Here is a 15,445-nt window from a genome sequence, read left to right on the forward strand (position 1 = left end):
TCGGCGTCGGCCCGCGCTCCCTCGCGGCGTAGAATTCCCGGTCGTGAAGACCTTCGAGCAGCTCTACGCCGAACTCGCCGAGAAAGCACAGACCCGACCCGAGGGCTCCGGCACCGTCGCCGCCCTCGACGCGGGCGTCCATGCCATCGGCAAGAAGATCGTCGAAGAGGCGGCCGAGGTCTGGATGGCCGCCGAGTACGAGTCGGACGAGGCCGCGGCCGAGGAGATCTCCCAGCTCCTCTACCACCTCCAGGTGATGATGGTCGCCCGCGGCATCAGCATCGACGACGTCTACCGGTACCTCTGATCCCCGAAAGGCCCATCCGCATGCTCCGCATCGCCGTGCCCAACAAGGGCGCGCTCTCCCAGGGCGCCACCGACATGCTCACCGAGGCCGGCTACCGCCAGCGCCGCTCCAGCCGCGACCTCCAGTCCGTCGACGCCGACAACGGCGTCGAGTTCTTCTACCTGCGCCCCGGCGACATCGCCACCTACGTCGCCTCCGGCGACCTCGACCTCGGCATCACCGGCCGCGACCTCGCCGTCAACTCCGGCGCCGAGGTCGAAGAGGTCCTCTCGCTCGGCTTCGGCCGCTCGACCTTCCACTACGCCGCCCGCCCCGGCACCGTCGACTCGGTCGCCGGACTCGACGGCAAGCGCATCGCGACCTCCTACCCCGGCGTGGTCGAGCGCGACCTCGCCGCCCACGGGGTCACCACCGCCATCGTCGAACTCGCCGGCGCGGTCGAGAACGCCATCGCCCTCGGCGTCGCCGACGCCATCGCCGACGTGGTCGAGACCGGCACGACCCTCAAGCAGGCCGGACTCGCCGTCTTCGGCGACCCGATCATGCGCTCCGAGGCCGTCCTGCTCCGCAAGACCGGCAACGGCGCGCCCTCCTCGGTCGACCAGCTCCTGCGCCGCCTGCGCGGCGTGCTCGTCGCCCGCTCCTACGTCATGCTCGCCTACGACGTGCGCGCCGAGATCCTCGAGACCGCGGTCGAACTCACCCCCGGCATCGAATCGCCCACGATCTCCCCGCTGCACCGCGAAGGCTGGGTCGCCGTCCAGTCCATGACCGAGCGCGCCGACCTCCACCGCGTCATGGACGCCCTCTACGAGATCGGCGCCCGCGGCATCCTCGCCTCGAACATCGACGCCTGCCGCCTGTAGCGCTCAGGACAGACGCGGCCGCTCCAGCGCGGCGGCCGCGTCGGCCCGCTCCCGCAGCTCCGCGGCCATCGCGACCGCCTCGCGCACATCGCGATGGGCCGCCACCGCGTCGTGCCACAGGTTCCCGGCCGTCATCGCCCGCACCGTCGCCAGACCCTGCATCCGCTGGACGCGGCCCTGCACCACGTCCACCGCCTGAATCCGCGCGTACGGCACCGCCGTGTACGTGTTGACCAGCAGCCCGCCGCGCACCACGAACGCCCGCTCCTGAAGGGCCGCACCGGTCCGCTTCCACCGCAACGGCATCCGCCACCGCGCCCGCCGCGGCGGACGCGCCACCGCTTCAGGATCGAGCGTCGAGGCCACGTCCAGCTCCGGCACCGCCTCCACCGCGACCCGGGCCACCAGCTCGGCCCCGCCGACCGGCAGCAGCATCGTCGACTCGGACGTGCCCGAGCCGCCCTGCTGCGCCACCGCCGCCGTCCACACCTGCACGCGCCGCCAGCCGCGCGAACGCCACAGCACCGGCTCGTCGAACGAGACCGCGGTGACCCGGTCGACCGGCACCGTCCCGTGGCTCGTGTCCGTCAAGCCCCGCTCGACCAGCAGGTTCCCGCCGTCGCGGCTGAGCCGGAACCGGCAGTTGCGCAGGAACTTGTTCACCGTCGAGATCGTGCTCTGGAGGTACCCCAGCAGCGCGGGCGCGAAGAACCCGACCCACACCGTCGTCACCACGTTGCCGAACCCGAAGATCGCCCCGCTGATCGCGAACGCCGAACCGATCACCGCCAACGCGGTGACCTGCACCGGCAGCGCCTCCAGCAGCGAGGCGAACGCGAGCCGCCGCGCCGTCACCGTCGGCACGACCTCGTCGAGCGCCGCACCCGTCGCCGCCGGCTCCGCTCCTTCCGGCAATGCCTCGTCCGCAGCGGGCGCCTCAGGGGCCACCGGCCTGCCCGCGATCGCCAGCAGCTCCGCGCGCAACGCCAGCGCCCGGTCCACCTTCAGGTAAGCCAGGCGCGCGTCCGTCCCGTCGCCCCCGGCGACCTCGATGTTCAACTGCGCCAACCCGAACAGCCGCGCCCGGATCGGGCGCACCAGGTCCACCGACTGGAGCCGGTCCAGCGGGACCGTCCGGTGGCTGCGGGTGAACACGCCCGCGTAGATGTGCAGCTCCCGGCCCCAGATCACGAAGCCCCGGTACTGGATCGCGATGAGGCTCGCGATCCCGCCCGCGACCGCCGCGAACACCGAGATGTACACCGCGAACAGGAAGTTCCCGGTCGTGAACACGTTGATGCCCGCCGCGGCCGCCGCGGCGATGAAGAACCGGAAGCTCTCCAGCAGCGGCGTGAGCGGGTGCAGGCGCTGGCGGACGGTCCCGGTCGGCGGCGCTTCCTGCTGGAACTGCACGTGATCCGCTGCGGCGGCACCGTTCTCGCCCGGGCCCTCGAAGGCTCCCTCGGCCACTGTGGCCGGTTCCTCCCACTGCGGGGGAGTGGCGTGCGTCCCGTCCTCGGGCGCGGCGTCCTCCGGGCGGTCCCCGCTCACAGGCCCTCCCGGACCTCGGCGGCGCGGACGGCCAGGCGGTCGCGCAGCGCCGCCGCCACGTGCGGGTCGAGCCCGGGCACCTCGACGGTCGATCCGAGCGCCGCGGTGCGGACCTTGACGGTGGTGAGGCCGAACATCCGCTCGATGGGCCCCGCCGAGAGGTCGATGAGCTGGATCCGTCCGTAAGGGACGATGTTGAGCCGCCGCGTCAGCAGCCCGTGGCGCACCAGGAAGTCCTCTTCGCGTTCGGCGTAGCCCCAGGAGGCGACGACGCGGACCACCGTGAACGCCCGCAGCCCCGCGATCACCACGTAGCCGCCGAGGGCCCACAGCGGACCCTCCCAGCCGAGCCAGATCGTCAGCGGCACCGACGCGAGCACCGCGAGTATGAACAGGTTCAGCAGGCTCCGCAGCACCCACACCGTGCGCAGTTGCCGCGACATCGGCTGCCAACGCAGGCCGGCGGGCCACAGGTCCCAGATCGGGGTCGCTCTCGGGCTCATGACTCGATCATTCCACCTTCTCGGTCTCGCAGGGAAACCCGCGCGCGGTCAGGAACCCGCGCAGGGTCTCCAGGTGCTCCTCGCAGGCCGCCCAGCGCTTGACGCGGTCGGCGTCGTGCAGGCGCGGGTTGCGCCACAGCAGCATCCACGCCGCGTCCAGGCGGCAGCCCCTGGCGGAGCAGACGGGGGTATCGGCATCAGCGGTCACAAGTGCGATTGTCGTCCCCGCCGCGCGCCCGCGCCGCCCGCGAGCGCGAAAAGTGGCGCATTCCTTCGCAGGCGCCGTAGAGCGGTCCTCACCCGTGGCGCGGCCACACCGCGGTGTCGATGAACGCCTCGACCACCTCGATCACGTCCGCGAGCGCGTGCGCGGACTCCACCAGCGGCCTGCCGCGGATGAACAGGCCGTGGTCGGCGCCGGGGATCTCGCAGACCTCCCCGGGCAGCTCCTTCGCCAGCGCGTTGTTCCAGGCCGGGTCGGCCGTGCCCCCGATGAGCAGGAACGGCGCGGTCGAGCGGCGCAGGGCCTGCACGATCGGATAGTGCTGGAGGAGCGGGGTGAACCAGATCGCCGGGAGCCCGTGGTGGGCCGCCAGCACGGAGGCGGCGGTCCCGATGGACTTGCCGACCAGCAGCGGCGGGTCGTCGTTGTGGACCCGGTCGAGCACCGCCTCGGTCTGCTCGCACACGCCCTCGATGAGCGTCTGCGCGTCCGCCGCGAGCCGGTCCACGTCGTTCCACACGATCGGATACGTATGGGCGCCACGCGATTGCAACGCCACGTGCGTGTACATCAACAGCGGGCCCTGGACGCTGTAGTTGCGTCCGGGAAGCAGCAGGGCCTGGCGGCGACGGGGCATGAGTGGAATTCTAGTGCCGGCGGGCCGCGATCGCGGGCCTGCCGACTGGAGGTACAGGAGAGCCGCACGACCACGGGGGAAGTCGTGCGGCTTGCAGAAAGCATAGCGCTCCGACATTTCGCAGCAACGGATTGAATCGGCGCGGCGTGCCATCCTTGGGGCGAAAGGCCCTTCCCGAAACCTCGAAACGGCCATGAGGCAGTCTAGACCTGCTGTGCCGCAAGGGGTTCGGCCGCAATTGTCGGGTTCCTGACAAAACCCGGTGCGGGCGCGCCACACCGGTCCCCGCGGGCCCCTGCGAGTGGGGAACGGGCGAATTAGTATCGACAGCACCAGACCGAAGCGCGTGAAGGAGCCCTCATGGCATCACCCGAGGACGACCGTTCGAAGGACCGCCCCGGCGGCGTGCCCACTCCCGCGGAGAACGCCGCCCTGCTGGAGAAGGCGCTCTTCGAGATCAAGAAGGTCATCGTCGGTCAAGACGCCCTGGTGGAGCGCATGTTCGCCGCCCTCCTCGCCCGCGGCCACTGCCTCATCGAAGGCGTCCCCGGCGTCGCCAAGACCCTCGCCGTCGAGACCATGGCCGGCGTCGTCGGCGCCGAGTTCCAGCGCATCCAGTTCACCCCCGACCTCGTGCCCGCCGACATCGTCGGCACCCGCATCTACCGCCAGTCCACCGAGACCTTCGACGTCGAACTCGGCCCCGTCTACACCAACTTCGTCCTCGCCGACGAGATCAACCGCGCCCCCGCGAAGGTCCAGTCCGCCATGCTCGAGGTCATGGCCGAAGGCCGCATCTCCATCGGCGGCCAGACCCACCGCCTCCCCAAGCCCTTCCTCGTCATGGCCACCCAGAACCCCATCGAGCAGGAAGGCGTCTACCCCCTGCCCGAAGCCCAGCGGGACCGCTTCCTGTTCAAGATCAACGTCGGCTACCCCACCGACGCCGAAGAACGCGAGATCGTCTTCCGCATGGGCGTGGACACCCCCGTCCCCGACCGCATCCTCGACACCGACGACCTCCTGCGCCTCCAGCAGGCCGCCGACGGCGTGTTCATCCACAACGCGCTCGTCGACTACGCCGTGCGCATCGTCATGGCCACCCGCAACCCCGCCGCCGCCGGACTCGGCGCCATCAGCCACCACATCCAGTACGGCGCCAGCCCCCGCGCCTCCCTCGGCCTCATCCGCGCCACCCGCGCCATCGCCCTCCTGCGCGGCAGGGACTACGCCCTCCCGCAGGACCTCGACGACATCGCACCCGACGTGCTGCGCCACCGCCTCGTCCTCTCCTACGACGCCATGGCCGACGGCATCGGCGCCGACCGCCTCGTCGCCCAACTCCTCGCGGCCGTCCCCGCCCCCACCGTCACCCCCCGCCAGGACGCCGCGCCCCGCGCCGCCGTCAGCCCGCAGCAGCCGGGCGCCTGGTAACCGCGTGAACCTCGCCGACCTGCGCGCCCTCGACCGCCTGCAACTGCTCGTCACCCGCCGCCTCGACGGGCTCCTCCACGGCGACTACCTCGGCCTGCTGCCCGGACCCGGCTCCGAAGCCGGCGAGGCCCGCGAATACCGCGCCGGCGACGACGTCCGCCGCATGGACTGGCCCGTCACCGCCCGCACCACCGTCCCGCACGTGCGCACCACCGTCGCCGACCGCGAACTCGAGACCTGGCTCGCCATCGACCTCTCCCCGAGCCTCGACTTCGGCACCGTCGGCATGCTCAAACGCGAACTCGCCGAAGGCGCCGTCGCCGCCTTCGCCTACCTCGCCGGACGCGGCGGCAACCGCATCGGCGCCGTCGTCACCGATGGCGGCCCGCCCAAAGCCATCCCCCCGCGCCCCGGCCGCGGCGGGGCCCGCTCGCTCCTGCGCGCCATCACGAGCCTGCCCCGCGCCTCCGGCCCGATCGCCGAGGCACCGGGCCACAGCCTCGCCGACCTCATCGACAAGACCCGCCGCCACGCCCGCCGCCGCGGCCTCGCCATCGTCATCTCCGACTTCTTGGAGGACGAAGTCCGGAAAGAACAGCAGCACGGTCTCGGAGACGAGTACGGCCCGGCGGGCGAAGCCCGCTGGGTCCGCGAACTGCGCCGCCTCGCCGTCCGCCAGCAGGTCCTCTGCGTCGAGATCCTCGACCCGGCCGAACTCGCCCTCCCCGACGTCGGCGTCGTCGACCTCATGGACCCCGAGACCGGCGCCTCCGTCGAAGTCCAGACCGGCAACGCCCGCTTCCGCGCCCGCTACGCCGAGGCCGCCGCCGCCCAGAGGGCCCGCATCGCCGCCGGCATCCGCTCCGGCGGCGCCGCCCACCTGCGCCTGTCCACCGGCTCGGACTGGCTGCGCGACATCGCCGCCTTCGTCGCCGAACGCCGCCACCTCGCCGCCTACCGCTGACCCGGTCCGACACCGACCTCCGAAGGAGCACCCTTGATCCGCCTGCTCGACCCGATGTGGCTCCTGGCGCTCATCCCCGTCGCCGCGCTCGCCGCCGTCTACGTCTGGGCCCAGTTCGCCCGCAAGCGGGTCGCCGTCAGGTTCGCCAACGCCGCCCTGCTGGCCAAACTCGTGCCGCGCCTGCCCGGCTGGCGCCGCCACCTCCCGGCCGGCCTCCTCGTCATCGCGCTGGCCCTCCTGGTCGGCGGCATGGCCCGCCCCGCGGTGGACGTCGAGGAGCCCCAGGAGCGGGCCACGGTCATCCTCGCCATCGACGTGTCGCTGTCGATGATGGCGACCGACGTGGACCCCACCCGCATCGACGCGGCCAAGTCCGCCGCCGCCGACTTCGTGGCCGAACTGCCCGAGCAGTACAACGTCGGGCTCGTCTCCTTCGCCGGCTACGCCTCGGTCGTGGTGCCCCCCACCAAGAACCGCGCCGAGGTCACCTCCGCGATCAACGGCCTCACCCTCGCCGAGGCCACCGCCACCGGCGACGCGGTCTTCGCCTCGCTCCAGGCCGTCCAGCAGGTCCTGGCCGACGCCACCGGCGAGCTCGCCCCCGCGCGCATCCTCCTGCTCTCCGACGGCTACCGCACGGCCGGGCGCACCGTCGAGGAGGCCGCCGACGCGGCCGCCGCCGCTGAGATCCCCGTCTCCACCGTCGCCTTCGGCACCGACGAGGGCATCATCGAACTCGACGGCGACCTCGTCTCGGTCCCGGTCGACCGCGAGGCCCTCGCCGGGCTCGCCGACGCCACCGGCGGGGAGTACTACGAGGCGGTCACCGTCGAGCAGCTCCGGGCCGTCTACGAGGACATGGGCTCCTCCCTCGGCTACCGCACCATCGCCGAGGACGTCTCGCAGTGGTTCGTCGGCTCGGCCATGGTCCTGCTGTTCACCGCGGCCGGCCTCAGCCTCGCCTGGACCTCCCGGCTCACCTGATCGTCTGAGGCGGATACCACACGGTGCGTGAAGGCCCCTTCGCCGCCGCGGCGGCCCGTCGCTACGATCGTCGGTGGCTTCGTACAAAGAACATGAGGGAGTTCGAACAATGGCGCGCACGGTCCTCGTCACCGGAGGCAACCGCGGGATCGGCCTCGCGATCGCCCGGGCCTTCGCGGCCCAGGGCGACAACGTCGCCGTCACCCACCGCGGCTCCGGCGCCCCCGACGGCCTCTACGGCGTCCAGTGCGACATCACCGACGCCGCCTCGGTCGACGCCGCCTTCACCGACGTCGAGGCCAAGTTCGGCCCCGTCGAGACCCTCGTCGCCAACGCCGGGATCACCGACGACACGCTCCTGCTGCGCATGAGCGAGGAGCAGTTCGAACGCGTCGTCGACACCAACCTCAAAGGCGCCTGGCGGGTCGCCAAGCGCGCCTCCTCGAAGATGCTCCGCGCCAAGCACGGGCGCATGATCTTCATCTCCTCGGTCGTCGGCCTCTACGGCAACGCCGGTCAGACCAACTACGCCGCCTCGAAGGCGGGCCTGGTCGGCCTCGCGCGGTCCATCACCCGCGAACTCGGCTCGCGGAACATCACCGCGAACGTCGTCGCGCCCGGCTTCGTGGAGACCGACATGACCGACGCCCTGCCCGAGGCGCAGCGCAACGCCTACTTCGCGAACATCCCGGCGAAGCGCTTCGCCACCCCCGAGGAGGTCGCCGGAGCCGTCACCTGGCTCGCCGGCGACGCCGCGGCCTACGTCAACGGCGCGGTCATCCCCGTCGACGGCGGCCTGGGCATGGGCCACTAGGCCCCGCGAAAGCCCCTGGGCCTCAACAGTTTTCGAGAACGAACAGTGACGACGGAGGAAGACATGTCTGGAATCTTGGACGGCAAGCGGCTGCTCATCACCGGGGTGATCACCGAGCAGTCCCTCGGGTTCGGCGTGGCCAAGTACGCGCAGGAGCAGGGCGCCGAAGTGGTCCTCACCGGCTTCGGACGCCTCTCCCTGGTCAACCGCATCGCCGGCAAGCTGCCGAAGCCCGCCCCGGTCATCGAACTGGACGTGACCGACGCCGAGCACCTCGACGGCCTCGCCGCCAAGGTCCGCGAGCACGTCGACGGCATCGACGGCGTGCTGCACTCCATCGCCTACGCCCCGCCCTCGGCGCTCGGCGGGAACTTCCTGAACACCCCCTGGGACGACGTCGCCACCGCCGTCCAGGTCTCGGCCTTCTCCTACAAGTCCCTGGCCATGGCCGCCCTGCCGCTCATGGGCAACGGCGGCTCCATCGTCGGCCTCACCTTCGACGCGAGCCAGGCCTGGCCGGTCTACGACTGGATGGGCGTGGCCAAGGCCGCCCTGGAGTCCGCCAACCGCTACCTCGCGCGCGACTTCGGCCCCAAGGGCATCCGCGTCAACCTCGTCTCGGCGGGCCCGCAGCGCACCATGGCCGCGAAGTCCATCCCCGGCTTCGAGGCCTTCGAGGAGGCCTGGACCAAGCGCGCCCCGCTCGGCTGGTCGCTCACCGACTCCGAGCCGGTCGCCAAGGCCGTCGCCGCGCTCCTGTCCGACCTGTTCCCCGCGACCAGCGGCGAGATCCTCCACGTCGACGGCGGCTTCCACGCCGTCGGGGTCGAGCGCACCGAGTCGTAGCGGAGCCGCCGGTTCCCCGACCATGAGCAGTCCAGCCAGCAACCGCCCGGCCGCGAACGGCCAGTCACGAACGGTCCATCCATGAACGAAGCAGCCTTGAACGGATACGACGCGGTCCTGCTCGTCTCCTTCGGCGGACCGGAGGGCCCCGGCGACGTCCTGCCGTTCCTGCGCAACGTCACCCGAGGCCGCGGGATCCCCGACGAGCGCCTCGCCGAGGTCGCCGAGCACTACTACCACTTCGGCGGCGTCTCGCCGATCAACCAGTGGTGCCGCGAGGTCATCGAGGCGCTGCGCCACGAGTTCCGCATCAGCGGCATCGACCTGCCCATCTACTGGGGCAACCGCAACTGGCCGCCGATGCTCGTGGACGCGGTCACCCAGATGACCGGCGACGGCGTCAAACGCGCCCTCGCGCTGTGCACCAGCGCCTACGGCTCGTACTCCTCGTGCCGCCAGTACGTGGAGGACATCAACGCCGCCCGCGCCGCCGTCGGCGAGACCGCGCCCGCGATCGACAAGATCCGGCACTTCTTCGACCACCCCGGCTTCGTCGGCGGCTTCGCCGCGCAGCTGCGCGAGAGCCTCGACCGCATCGAGGACCAGTCGAAGACCCGCGTGGTCTTCACCGCCCACTCCATCCCCACCGTCATGGAGGAGTGCTCCGGCCCCGAAGGCGCCCGCTACTCCGACCAGGTCGCCGAAGCCGCCGGACTCGTCGCCGACGGCGCCGGCTGGAACGGACCGATCGACGTCGTCTGGCAGTCCCGCTCGGGCCCGCCGTCGATGCCGTGGCTCGCCCCCGACGTCAACGACCACCTCAAGGTCCTCGCCGCCGAAGGCGTCGACACCGTCGTGGTCAGCCCCGTCGGGTTCCTCTCCGACCACATCGAGGTCCTCTGGGACCTCGACAACGAGGCCGCCGAGACCGCCGCCGAACTCGGCCTGCGCTACCTGCGGGCCGGCACGCCCCGGGTCGGGGCCGACCTCGTCGGCATGTTCCGCGACCTGGTCGCCGAGCGCGTCAAGGGCGAACCGCTCAAGCGCCTGGGCAAGCTCCCGGTCTGGGACCCGACGGTCGAGGGCTGCTGCCCCGCCCGCCGCCCCCCGGCCCCCGAGAAGCACCGCCGCTGACATCGCCGGGCCCGCCCGCCGAGCCGTTCCGCGGCCTTCGGCCGAGCGGGCCCGGCACCGTCGTCCCCGCAGGTAGCACTCGCATGACATGCTTGGGGGGTGGACTCCGTATTCATCTGGATCATCGCCGCAGTGATCCTCGGCGTGGCCGAACTCTTCACCGGCACTTTCGTCCTCGCCATGGTCGCCGGCGGTGCCGCGCTCGCCGGCATCGCCGCCGCCTTCGGCGCGCCCTTCTGGCTCCAGGCCGTCCTCTTCGGGGTCGGCTCGGTCGCCTCGATCTTCGGGCTCCGCCCGTTCCTCAAGCAGGCCCTCGAATCCGAGCGGAGGAACGAGGGAGGCCACGCCTTCGGCACCCGCGCGATCGAGGGCGCCGAAGCCCACGTCCTCGAGACCGTGGACGTCTCCGGCGGCCTCGTCGAGATCGCCGGCGACAACTGGACCGCCTACCCCCTCGAACCCGACCAGGTGCTCGAACCCGGCGACAGCGTCACGGTGGTAGAAATCAAGGGGGCCACCGTGATCGTCTGGAAGCAGACCTGAAGCCGCCCCTCCGCCGGCCCGCCCCTCGGGCCGGACACCGACGCAAGACCATGAAACGCCCGCCGATCCGCCAGACAACTGGAGGCTAGAACACCATGGATGCCGTAGGCATACTCCTGCTCATCGTCGCGTTCTTCTTCATCATCGTGCTCTTCCGCTCGATCAAGATCGTGCCGCAGCAGTGGAACTACATCATCGAGCGCCTCGGCCGCTACCGCCGGACCCTCGAACCGGGGCCGCGACTGCTCGTGCCCTTCGTGGACTCCGTCCGCGCCAAAGTGGACCTTCGCGAGCGCGTCGTGAACTTCCCGCCGCAGCCGGTCATCACCGCCGACAACCTCGGCGTCCAGATCGACACGGTCCTGTACTACATCATCACCCAGCCCACCGCGGCCGTGTACAACATCGACGACTACCTCGCCGGCGTCGAGCAGCTCACGACCACCACGCTCCGCAACGTGGTCGGCTCCATGGACCTGGAGAAGACGCTCACCAGCCGCGAGGAGATCAACGCCCGCCTCGCCGCCGAGCTCGACAAGGCCACCGACAAGTGGGGCCTCAAGGTCACCCGCGTCGAGCTGCGTTCGATCGAGCCGCCGCTGAGCATCCGCGACGCCATGGAGAAGCAGATGCGCGCCGAGCGCGACCGCCGCGCCGCGATCCTGAACGCCGAGGGCACCAAGCGCTCGGCGATCCTCAACGCCGAAGGCGAGCAGCAGGCGCAGGTCCTGCGCGCCAAGGGCCAGAGGGACGCGGCCGTCCTGCGCGCCGACGGTGAGGCGAAGGCGATCCAGACGGTCTTCACGGCCATCCACACCGCCAAGCCCACCGACCGCCTCCTGACCTACCAGTACCTCCAGACGCTCCCGTCGATCGCCCAGGGCACCGCCAACAAGGTCTGGGTCGTCCCCGCCGAGCTCACCCGGGCCCTCGGCGGCATCGGCAACGCCTTCGGCGGCGGCGACAACGCCACCCCGGACGCCGAGGAGGAAGAGGTCGAGGTCGACACCAGCGCCCTCGAACTCGACGACGAGGCGAAGAAGGCCCTCGAAGCGGCCCAGCAGGCCGCCCGCGAGGTGCAGAACTTCGGCGAGGGCAAGACGACCAACGAGCTCCCGCCCGCGCCCGCGTAAGGCGCCGCGACCGAGCACGACGTGACGCCCCGGAGCGGCCCTGCGGCCGCCCCGGGGCGTTTCGCGCGCCTGCGGCACAATCAGCGGGTGCCCGAACCAGTGACCCGCATCGACGACCCCGACGACGAGCGCCTCGGCGACTACCGCGCCCTCACCGACCTCGCCCTGCGGACCCGCTTCGAGCAGCCGCACGGCTTGTTCATCGCCGAAGGCCACCAGGTCATCGCCCGCGCCCTGCGGGCCGGGTACCGGATGCGGTCGATGCTCATCGACGCCAAGCGCGCCGACCAGCTCGCCGGCCTCGCCGAGGACGCCCCCTGCTACACGGCCGGGCCGGACGTGCTCGAATCGGTCACCGGCTTCCACGTCCACCGCGGGGCCCTCGCCTCCTTCCACCGCAAGGAACTCCCCGAACCGGCCGCGCTCCTCGCCGCCGTCGGGCGCCTCGTCGTCCTGGAAGGCATCAACAACCACACCAACATCGGGGCGATCTTCAGGGTCGCGGCCGGGCTCGGCTTCGACGGCGTCCTGCTGGCCCCCGACTGCGCCGACCCGCTGTACCGCCGGAGCGTGCGGGTGAGCATGGGGGAGGTGTTCGCGGTGCCGTACGCCTACCTCGACCCGTGGCCCGGCGGGCTCTACCAGGTGCGCGAGGCCGGGTTCACCCTGCACGGGCTGAGCCCTTCGCGTGGCGCGGTCGACATCGGCGCCGTCGGCGCCGCCGAGCGCGAGCGCCCGGCCCTCATGTTCGGCGCCGAAGGCCCCGGGCTCACCGAGGCCGCCCTGGACGCCTGCGACCGCACGGTGGTCATCCCCATGCACGCGGGCGTCGACTCGCTCAACGTCGCCGCCGCGACCGCGGTGGCCTGCTGGGAGCTGTCCCAGCCGCGCCCTAGAGGCTGACGGCGGTGAACTCGGACTCGCACGGCGGGCCCCACGTGTAGGAGAACCGCCTCGCGTCGAGTTCGAGGTGCACCGCGAGCGCGGTGTGCGTCCGCAGCTCCTCCGGGTCGGTCTCGACGGGGTGGCGGCACACGGCGATCGGGCCGCCCTCGTGGTCGCGCATGGACGCGTAGAGGTGCTCGACGGTCACCGGCGACTCCTTGGCCAGCAGCGTCTCCATCCGCTCGCAGCGGTGGTAGGTCGACACCCGCCCCGTCTCCAGCCAGCTCTGGTGCACCCCGAGCGCCTCGGGGTCGCGGAAGTGGTTGGCGTGCAACAGGGGAGCAGTGCCCTCCTGGTAGATCACGCGCGAGCCGATCGGCGAGGTCTCGACCGTGACGACCCCCGAGTCGGCGCTGCCGACGAAGAAGTTCGCCGAGCACGCGGGCCGCGGGGCCGCGGCGTGGCCCACGGCCTCGGCCAGGGTCGCGGACTGGAGGATCCGCCAGGTGCGCAGGTGGAACGGCACCGAGTCGAGCTTCCAGTCGTCGACGCTCGCGCCGAGTCCGTTGACGCACAGGCCGATCCCAGCGCTGTTGACGCCGATCTTCGCCCCAGCCACGCCCGCCTCGGTGAATCCGATCACCGTGGTGTCGCCGTGCTTCCATTGCAGCAGTGCGCCTTCGACGCCGGTGAACCAGTCCCAGTTCTGTCCGATCTGGGTCCCGCCGGAGGCGAACACCCCGTCGGACCCGCCGAAGGAGGTGCACTCGGACCGCAGGCCCTCGGCCGTGGGCCGCCCGAACTCGCTCCAGGCGCTGTACAGCAGCTCGTACCTGGCGTTGAGCAGCGCGATGTCGAGCAGGCTCTGCCCCGAGCCGTCCGCGATGCCGTCCATGATCGCCCGGTAGAGCGCGTCCTCGCGCGTGAAGAGTCCGAGGTAGCGCTGCGAGCGCTCGGCGAGGTCGGCCTCGCTCAGGCCCGCGGTGAGCATCCGGGAGCGGTAGACCGCGATGTTGCCCGCGATCTGGTCCCGCAACTGCCGGCCGTGCTGCATGCCTTGCCGGTAGGGGCTCCCCTGGAGGTGGAGGAGGGGCAGTTCAGTCATGAGGGCCATTGTGACAGAGCCGATATGGGTCCGCCACCTGCTTTACTACCGCCCCATGAGCGACTGCTCGACCTGCGAGTAGTGGATGGTCCACCACTTCACCAGGCCCGTCTGGCCCGGCAGCAGGTGGTCGCAGGCGGAGTTGTGCCGCACGTAGTGCCACTCGATGACCCAGTTGTCGGTGAGCCGGTCCCACCACAGCTGGTGCGTCGCGAGGCCGATCTCCGGCTCGCCGACGTCGAACACCGACCGGTACCCGCCGGCGAAGGCCCGGATGCGGTCGCAGTCGAGCCCGCGCTCGTCGCCGTACGTGAAATAGAACACCGCCGCGCGGGCCATCTCCCTCGCGTACGAGGAGATCGTCAACCGGTCCCAGTCGAGGATCGCCGAGACCCGGTCGTCGGGTCCGTGCAGGACGTTGTGCGGGTGCAGGTCGCCGTGCGTGTAGCCGGTGTACTGCGGCGCGAGGTCCGGCGGCCGGCGGTCGCCGAGGCGCACCAGCAGGCCCCGCTTCAACCTGAGCGTCTGCTCGGCGGTGGCCTCGAACCCGGTCTTGTCCCCGCGCCCGGCCGCGACCAGCTCCAAGAGCCGGTCGACCTTCTGCAATGCCGCTTCCGTTGTCGGCGGGTTCTCCGCCTTCGGGGCACGGTCGGCGGGAATCGAGGCGTGCAGCGTCCGGTGGAGGCGCCCGATCACCGAGCCGAGGTCCCGGCAGGCGTCACGCGACATCGACAGGCCCGAGCGGTGCCGTCCGCCGACCCACGGGAAGACCCCGAACTCCTCGCCCTCCAGCAGGATGATGGCCCTGCCGTCCCGGCTGAACACCGGCAGCACGACCGGCACTCCTGAGGCCCCCAACGTCTGAAGCACATGAAACTGGAACTGGAGTTCGGGCCCGGTCACATCGCGGAACATCTTCAACAGGTACGAACCGGACGAAGTGTCGACCCGCCAGGAGCGGTTCATCAGCCCGGTCTGGACGCGTTGCATCTGGAAGACCTGGCCCAGATCCCAATGTGCCAGCGCCGCGTCGGGGAGTCGAGGCGCGGTCACGGTCATGCCCCCAAGCGTAGCCGTCGCCCGACCGCGCGGGCGACCGCGAACCCCCCTTGCGCCGCTCCCCGAACCGTCGTGTAAAGTTTCGTCTCGTGCCGGAGCGACCCGAAAAGGCCCGCCTGGCAGGCAAAACAAACTCCATATACACTCTTCAGTGTGCACGCGCGAGTGGCGGAATGGCAGACGCGCTAGCTTGAGGTGCTAGTGTCCTACTAATGGACGTGGGGGTTCAAGTCCCCCCTCGCGCACAGAACAAAAGGCCCCGGCAACGGGGCCTTTTTCGTGCCCTCGGCTGAATAACCGCCCGTGCCGGAAAGTGCCGATTCACGAGCCATTCGGCGCGGTCATCGGCCACAGTGCTCACTGACCGAACGGTCGGGCGGCTTCTGGTGTCGTACTCGCGCACTATCGTGGCTCGGGTATCGCAACGACTCCAGAGAGGCCCGTGATGGGAGCGAAG

At 71.2% G+C, this 15,445-nt stretch carries 17 protein-coding genes and 1 tRNA gene; 12 read left to right on the plus strand and 6 right to left on the minus strand.

Translation table 11 applies throughout. The annotated features are described in order from the left end of the window. Positions 1-43 precede the first annotated feature (43 nt). Both IF12_RS0108240 and hisG read left to right on the plus strand, forming a co-directional pair. On the plus strand, positions 44-307 hold the full coding sequence (locus tag IF12_RS0108240) for a phosphoribosyl-ATP diphosphatase (protein ID WP_030156732.1): 264 nt from the start codon (positions 44-46) through the stop codon (positions 305-307). Positions 308-327: 20 nt separating this feature from the next. Then, on the plus strand, positions 328-1,173 hold the full coding sequence (hisG, locus tag IF12_RS0108245) for an ATP phosphoribosyltransferase (RefSeq protein WP_030156734.1): 846 nt from the start codon (positions 328-330) through the stop codon (positions 1,171-1,173). A gap of 3 nt (positions 1,174-1,176) precedes the next feature. Here hisG and IF12_RS0108250 read toward each other — a convergent pair whose 3' ends face one another. The 4 genes from IF12_RS0108250 to IF12_RS0108265 form a co-directional block, all read right to left on the minus strand. Beyond that, positions 1,177-2,724 carry a PH domain-containing protein gene (locus IF12_RS0108250; protein WP_166659591.1) on the minus strand — a complete coding sequence of 516 codons (1,548 nt, stop codon included), beginning with the start codon at positions 2,722-2,724 and terminating at the stop codon, positions 1,177-1,179. Next, on the minus strand, positions 2,721-3,227 hold the full coding sequence (locus tag IF12_RS0108255; protein ID WP_030156739.1) for a PH domain-containing protein: 507 nt from the start codon (positions 3,225-3,227) through the stop codon (positions 2,721-2,723). Before IF12_RS0108255 ends, IF12_RS0108250 begins: the two co-directional genes overlap by 4 nt. Positions 3,228-3,234: 7 nt before the next feature. After that, positions 3,235-3,435, minus strand: coding sequence for a hypothetical protein (locus IF12_RS0108260; RefSeq protein WP_030156741.1), 201 nt, complete (start codon positions 3,433-3,435; stop codon positions 3,235-3,237). A gap of 88 nt (positions 3,436-3,523) precedes the next feature. Further along, positions 3,524-4,087: a hypothetical protein gene (locus IF12_RS0108265; protein WP_030156744.1), complete on the minus strand. Its 564-nt coding sequence runs from the start codon at positions 4,085-4,087 to the stop codon at positions 3,524-3,526. Positions 4,088-4,447: 360 nt separating this feature from the next. Between IF12_RS0108265 and IF12_RS0108270 the strand changes: the two genes are divergently transcribed. The 9 genes from IF12_RS0108270 to IF12_RS0108310 all read left to right on the plus strand — a co-directional run bounded on the left by IF12_RS0108270 (position 4,448) and on the right by IF12_RS0108310 (position 12,842). Beyond that, entirely contained in the window at positions 4,448-5,521 is a 1,074-nt protein-coding gene (locus IF12_RS0108270; protein WP_030156747.1) for a MoxR family ATPase, read from the plus strand. Between the two features lie 4 nt (positions 5,522-5,525). Then, positions 5,526-6,485 carry a DUF58 domain-containing protein gene (locus IF12_RS0108275; protein WP_030156749.1) on the plus strand — a complete coding sequence of 320 codons (960 nt, stop codon included), beginning with the start codon at positions 5,526-5,528 and terminating at the stop codon, positions 6,483-6,485. Between the two features lie 33 nt (positions 6,486-6,518). Continuing rightward, entirely contained in the window at positions 6,519-7,469 is a 951-nt protein-coding gene (locus tag IF12_RS0108280; RefSeq protein WP_030156752.1) for a VWA domain-containing protein, read from the plus strand. A 109-nt stretch (positions 7,470-7,578) separates the two neighbouring features. After that, positions 7,579-8,283, plus strand: a complete 705-nt coding sequence (locus IF12_RS0108285; protein WP_030156754.1) for a beta-ketoacyl-ACP reductase — start codon at positions 7,579-7,581, stop codon at positions 8,281-8,283. A 63-nt stretch (positions 8,284-8,346) separates the two neighbouring features. Further along, a complete protein-coding gene (fabI, locus tag IF12_RS0108290) occupies positions 8,347-9,129 on the plus strand; it encodes an enoyl-ACP reductase FabI (RefSeq protein WP_030156757.1) in 783 nt (260 codons plus the stop codon). A gap of 81 nt (positions 9,130-9,210) precedes the next feature. Next, positions 9,211-10,263: a ferrochelatase gene (locus IF12_RS0108295; RefSeq protein WP_030156760.1), complete on the plus strand. Its 1,053-nt coding sequence runs from the start codon at positions 9,211-9,213 to the stop codon at positions 10,261-10,263. Between the two features lie 99 nt (positions 10,264-10,362). Next, positions 10,363-10,806: an NfeD family protein gene (locus IF12_RS0108300; RefSeq protein WP_030156762.1), complete on the plus strand. Its 444-nt coding sequence runs from the start codon at positions 10,363-10,365 to the stop codon at positions 10,804-10,806. A gap of 95 nt (positions 10,807-10,901) precedes the next feature. Continuing rightward, positions 10,902-11,939, plus strand: coding sequence for an SPFH domain-containing protein (locus IF12_RS0108305; RefSeq protein ID WP_030156764.1), 1,038 nt, complete (start codon positions 10,902-10,904; stop codon positions 11,937-11,939). A gap of 87 nt (positions 11,940-12,026) precedes the next feature. Then, positions 12,027-12,842, plus strand: coding sequence for an RNA methyltransferase (locus tag IF12_RS0108310; protein ID WP_030156767.1), 816 nt, complete (start codon positions 12,027-12,029; stop codon positions 12,840-12,842). On the opposite strand, the gene IF12_RS0108315 is transcribed toward IF12_RS0108310, so the two are convergent. Further along, entirely contained in the window at positions 12,832-13,929 is a 1,098-nt protein-coding gene (locus IF12_RS0108315) for a C45 family peptidase (protein ID WP_166659592.1), read from the minus strand. The genes IF12_RS0108310 and IF12_RS0108315 overlap by 11 nt on opposite strands. 45 nt (positions 13,930-13,974) lie before the next feature. Further along, positions 13,975-14,988, minus strand: a complete 1,014-nt coding sequence (locus tag IF12_RS0108320) for a phosphotransferase enzyme family protein (protein ID WP_030156773.1) — start codon at positions 14,986-14,988, stop codon at positions 13,975-13,977. 159 nt (positions 14,989-15,147) lie between these two features. Here IF12_RS0108320 and IF12_RS0108325 point away from each other — a divergent pair. Continuing rightward, positions 15,148-15,233 (plus strand) — tRNA-Leu (locus IF12_RS0108325). Positions 15,234-15,445: the final 212 nt, after the last annotated feature.

Source organism: Glycomyces sp. NRRL B-16210 (genome assembly GCF_000719515.1).
GTDB lineage: Bacteria > Actinomycetota > Actinomycetes > Mycobacteriales > Micromonosporaceae > Glycomyces.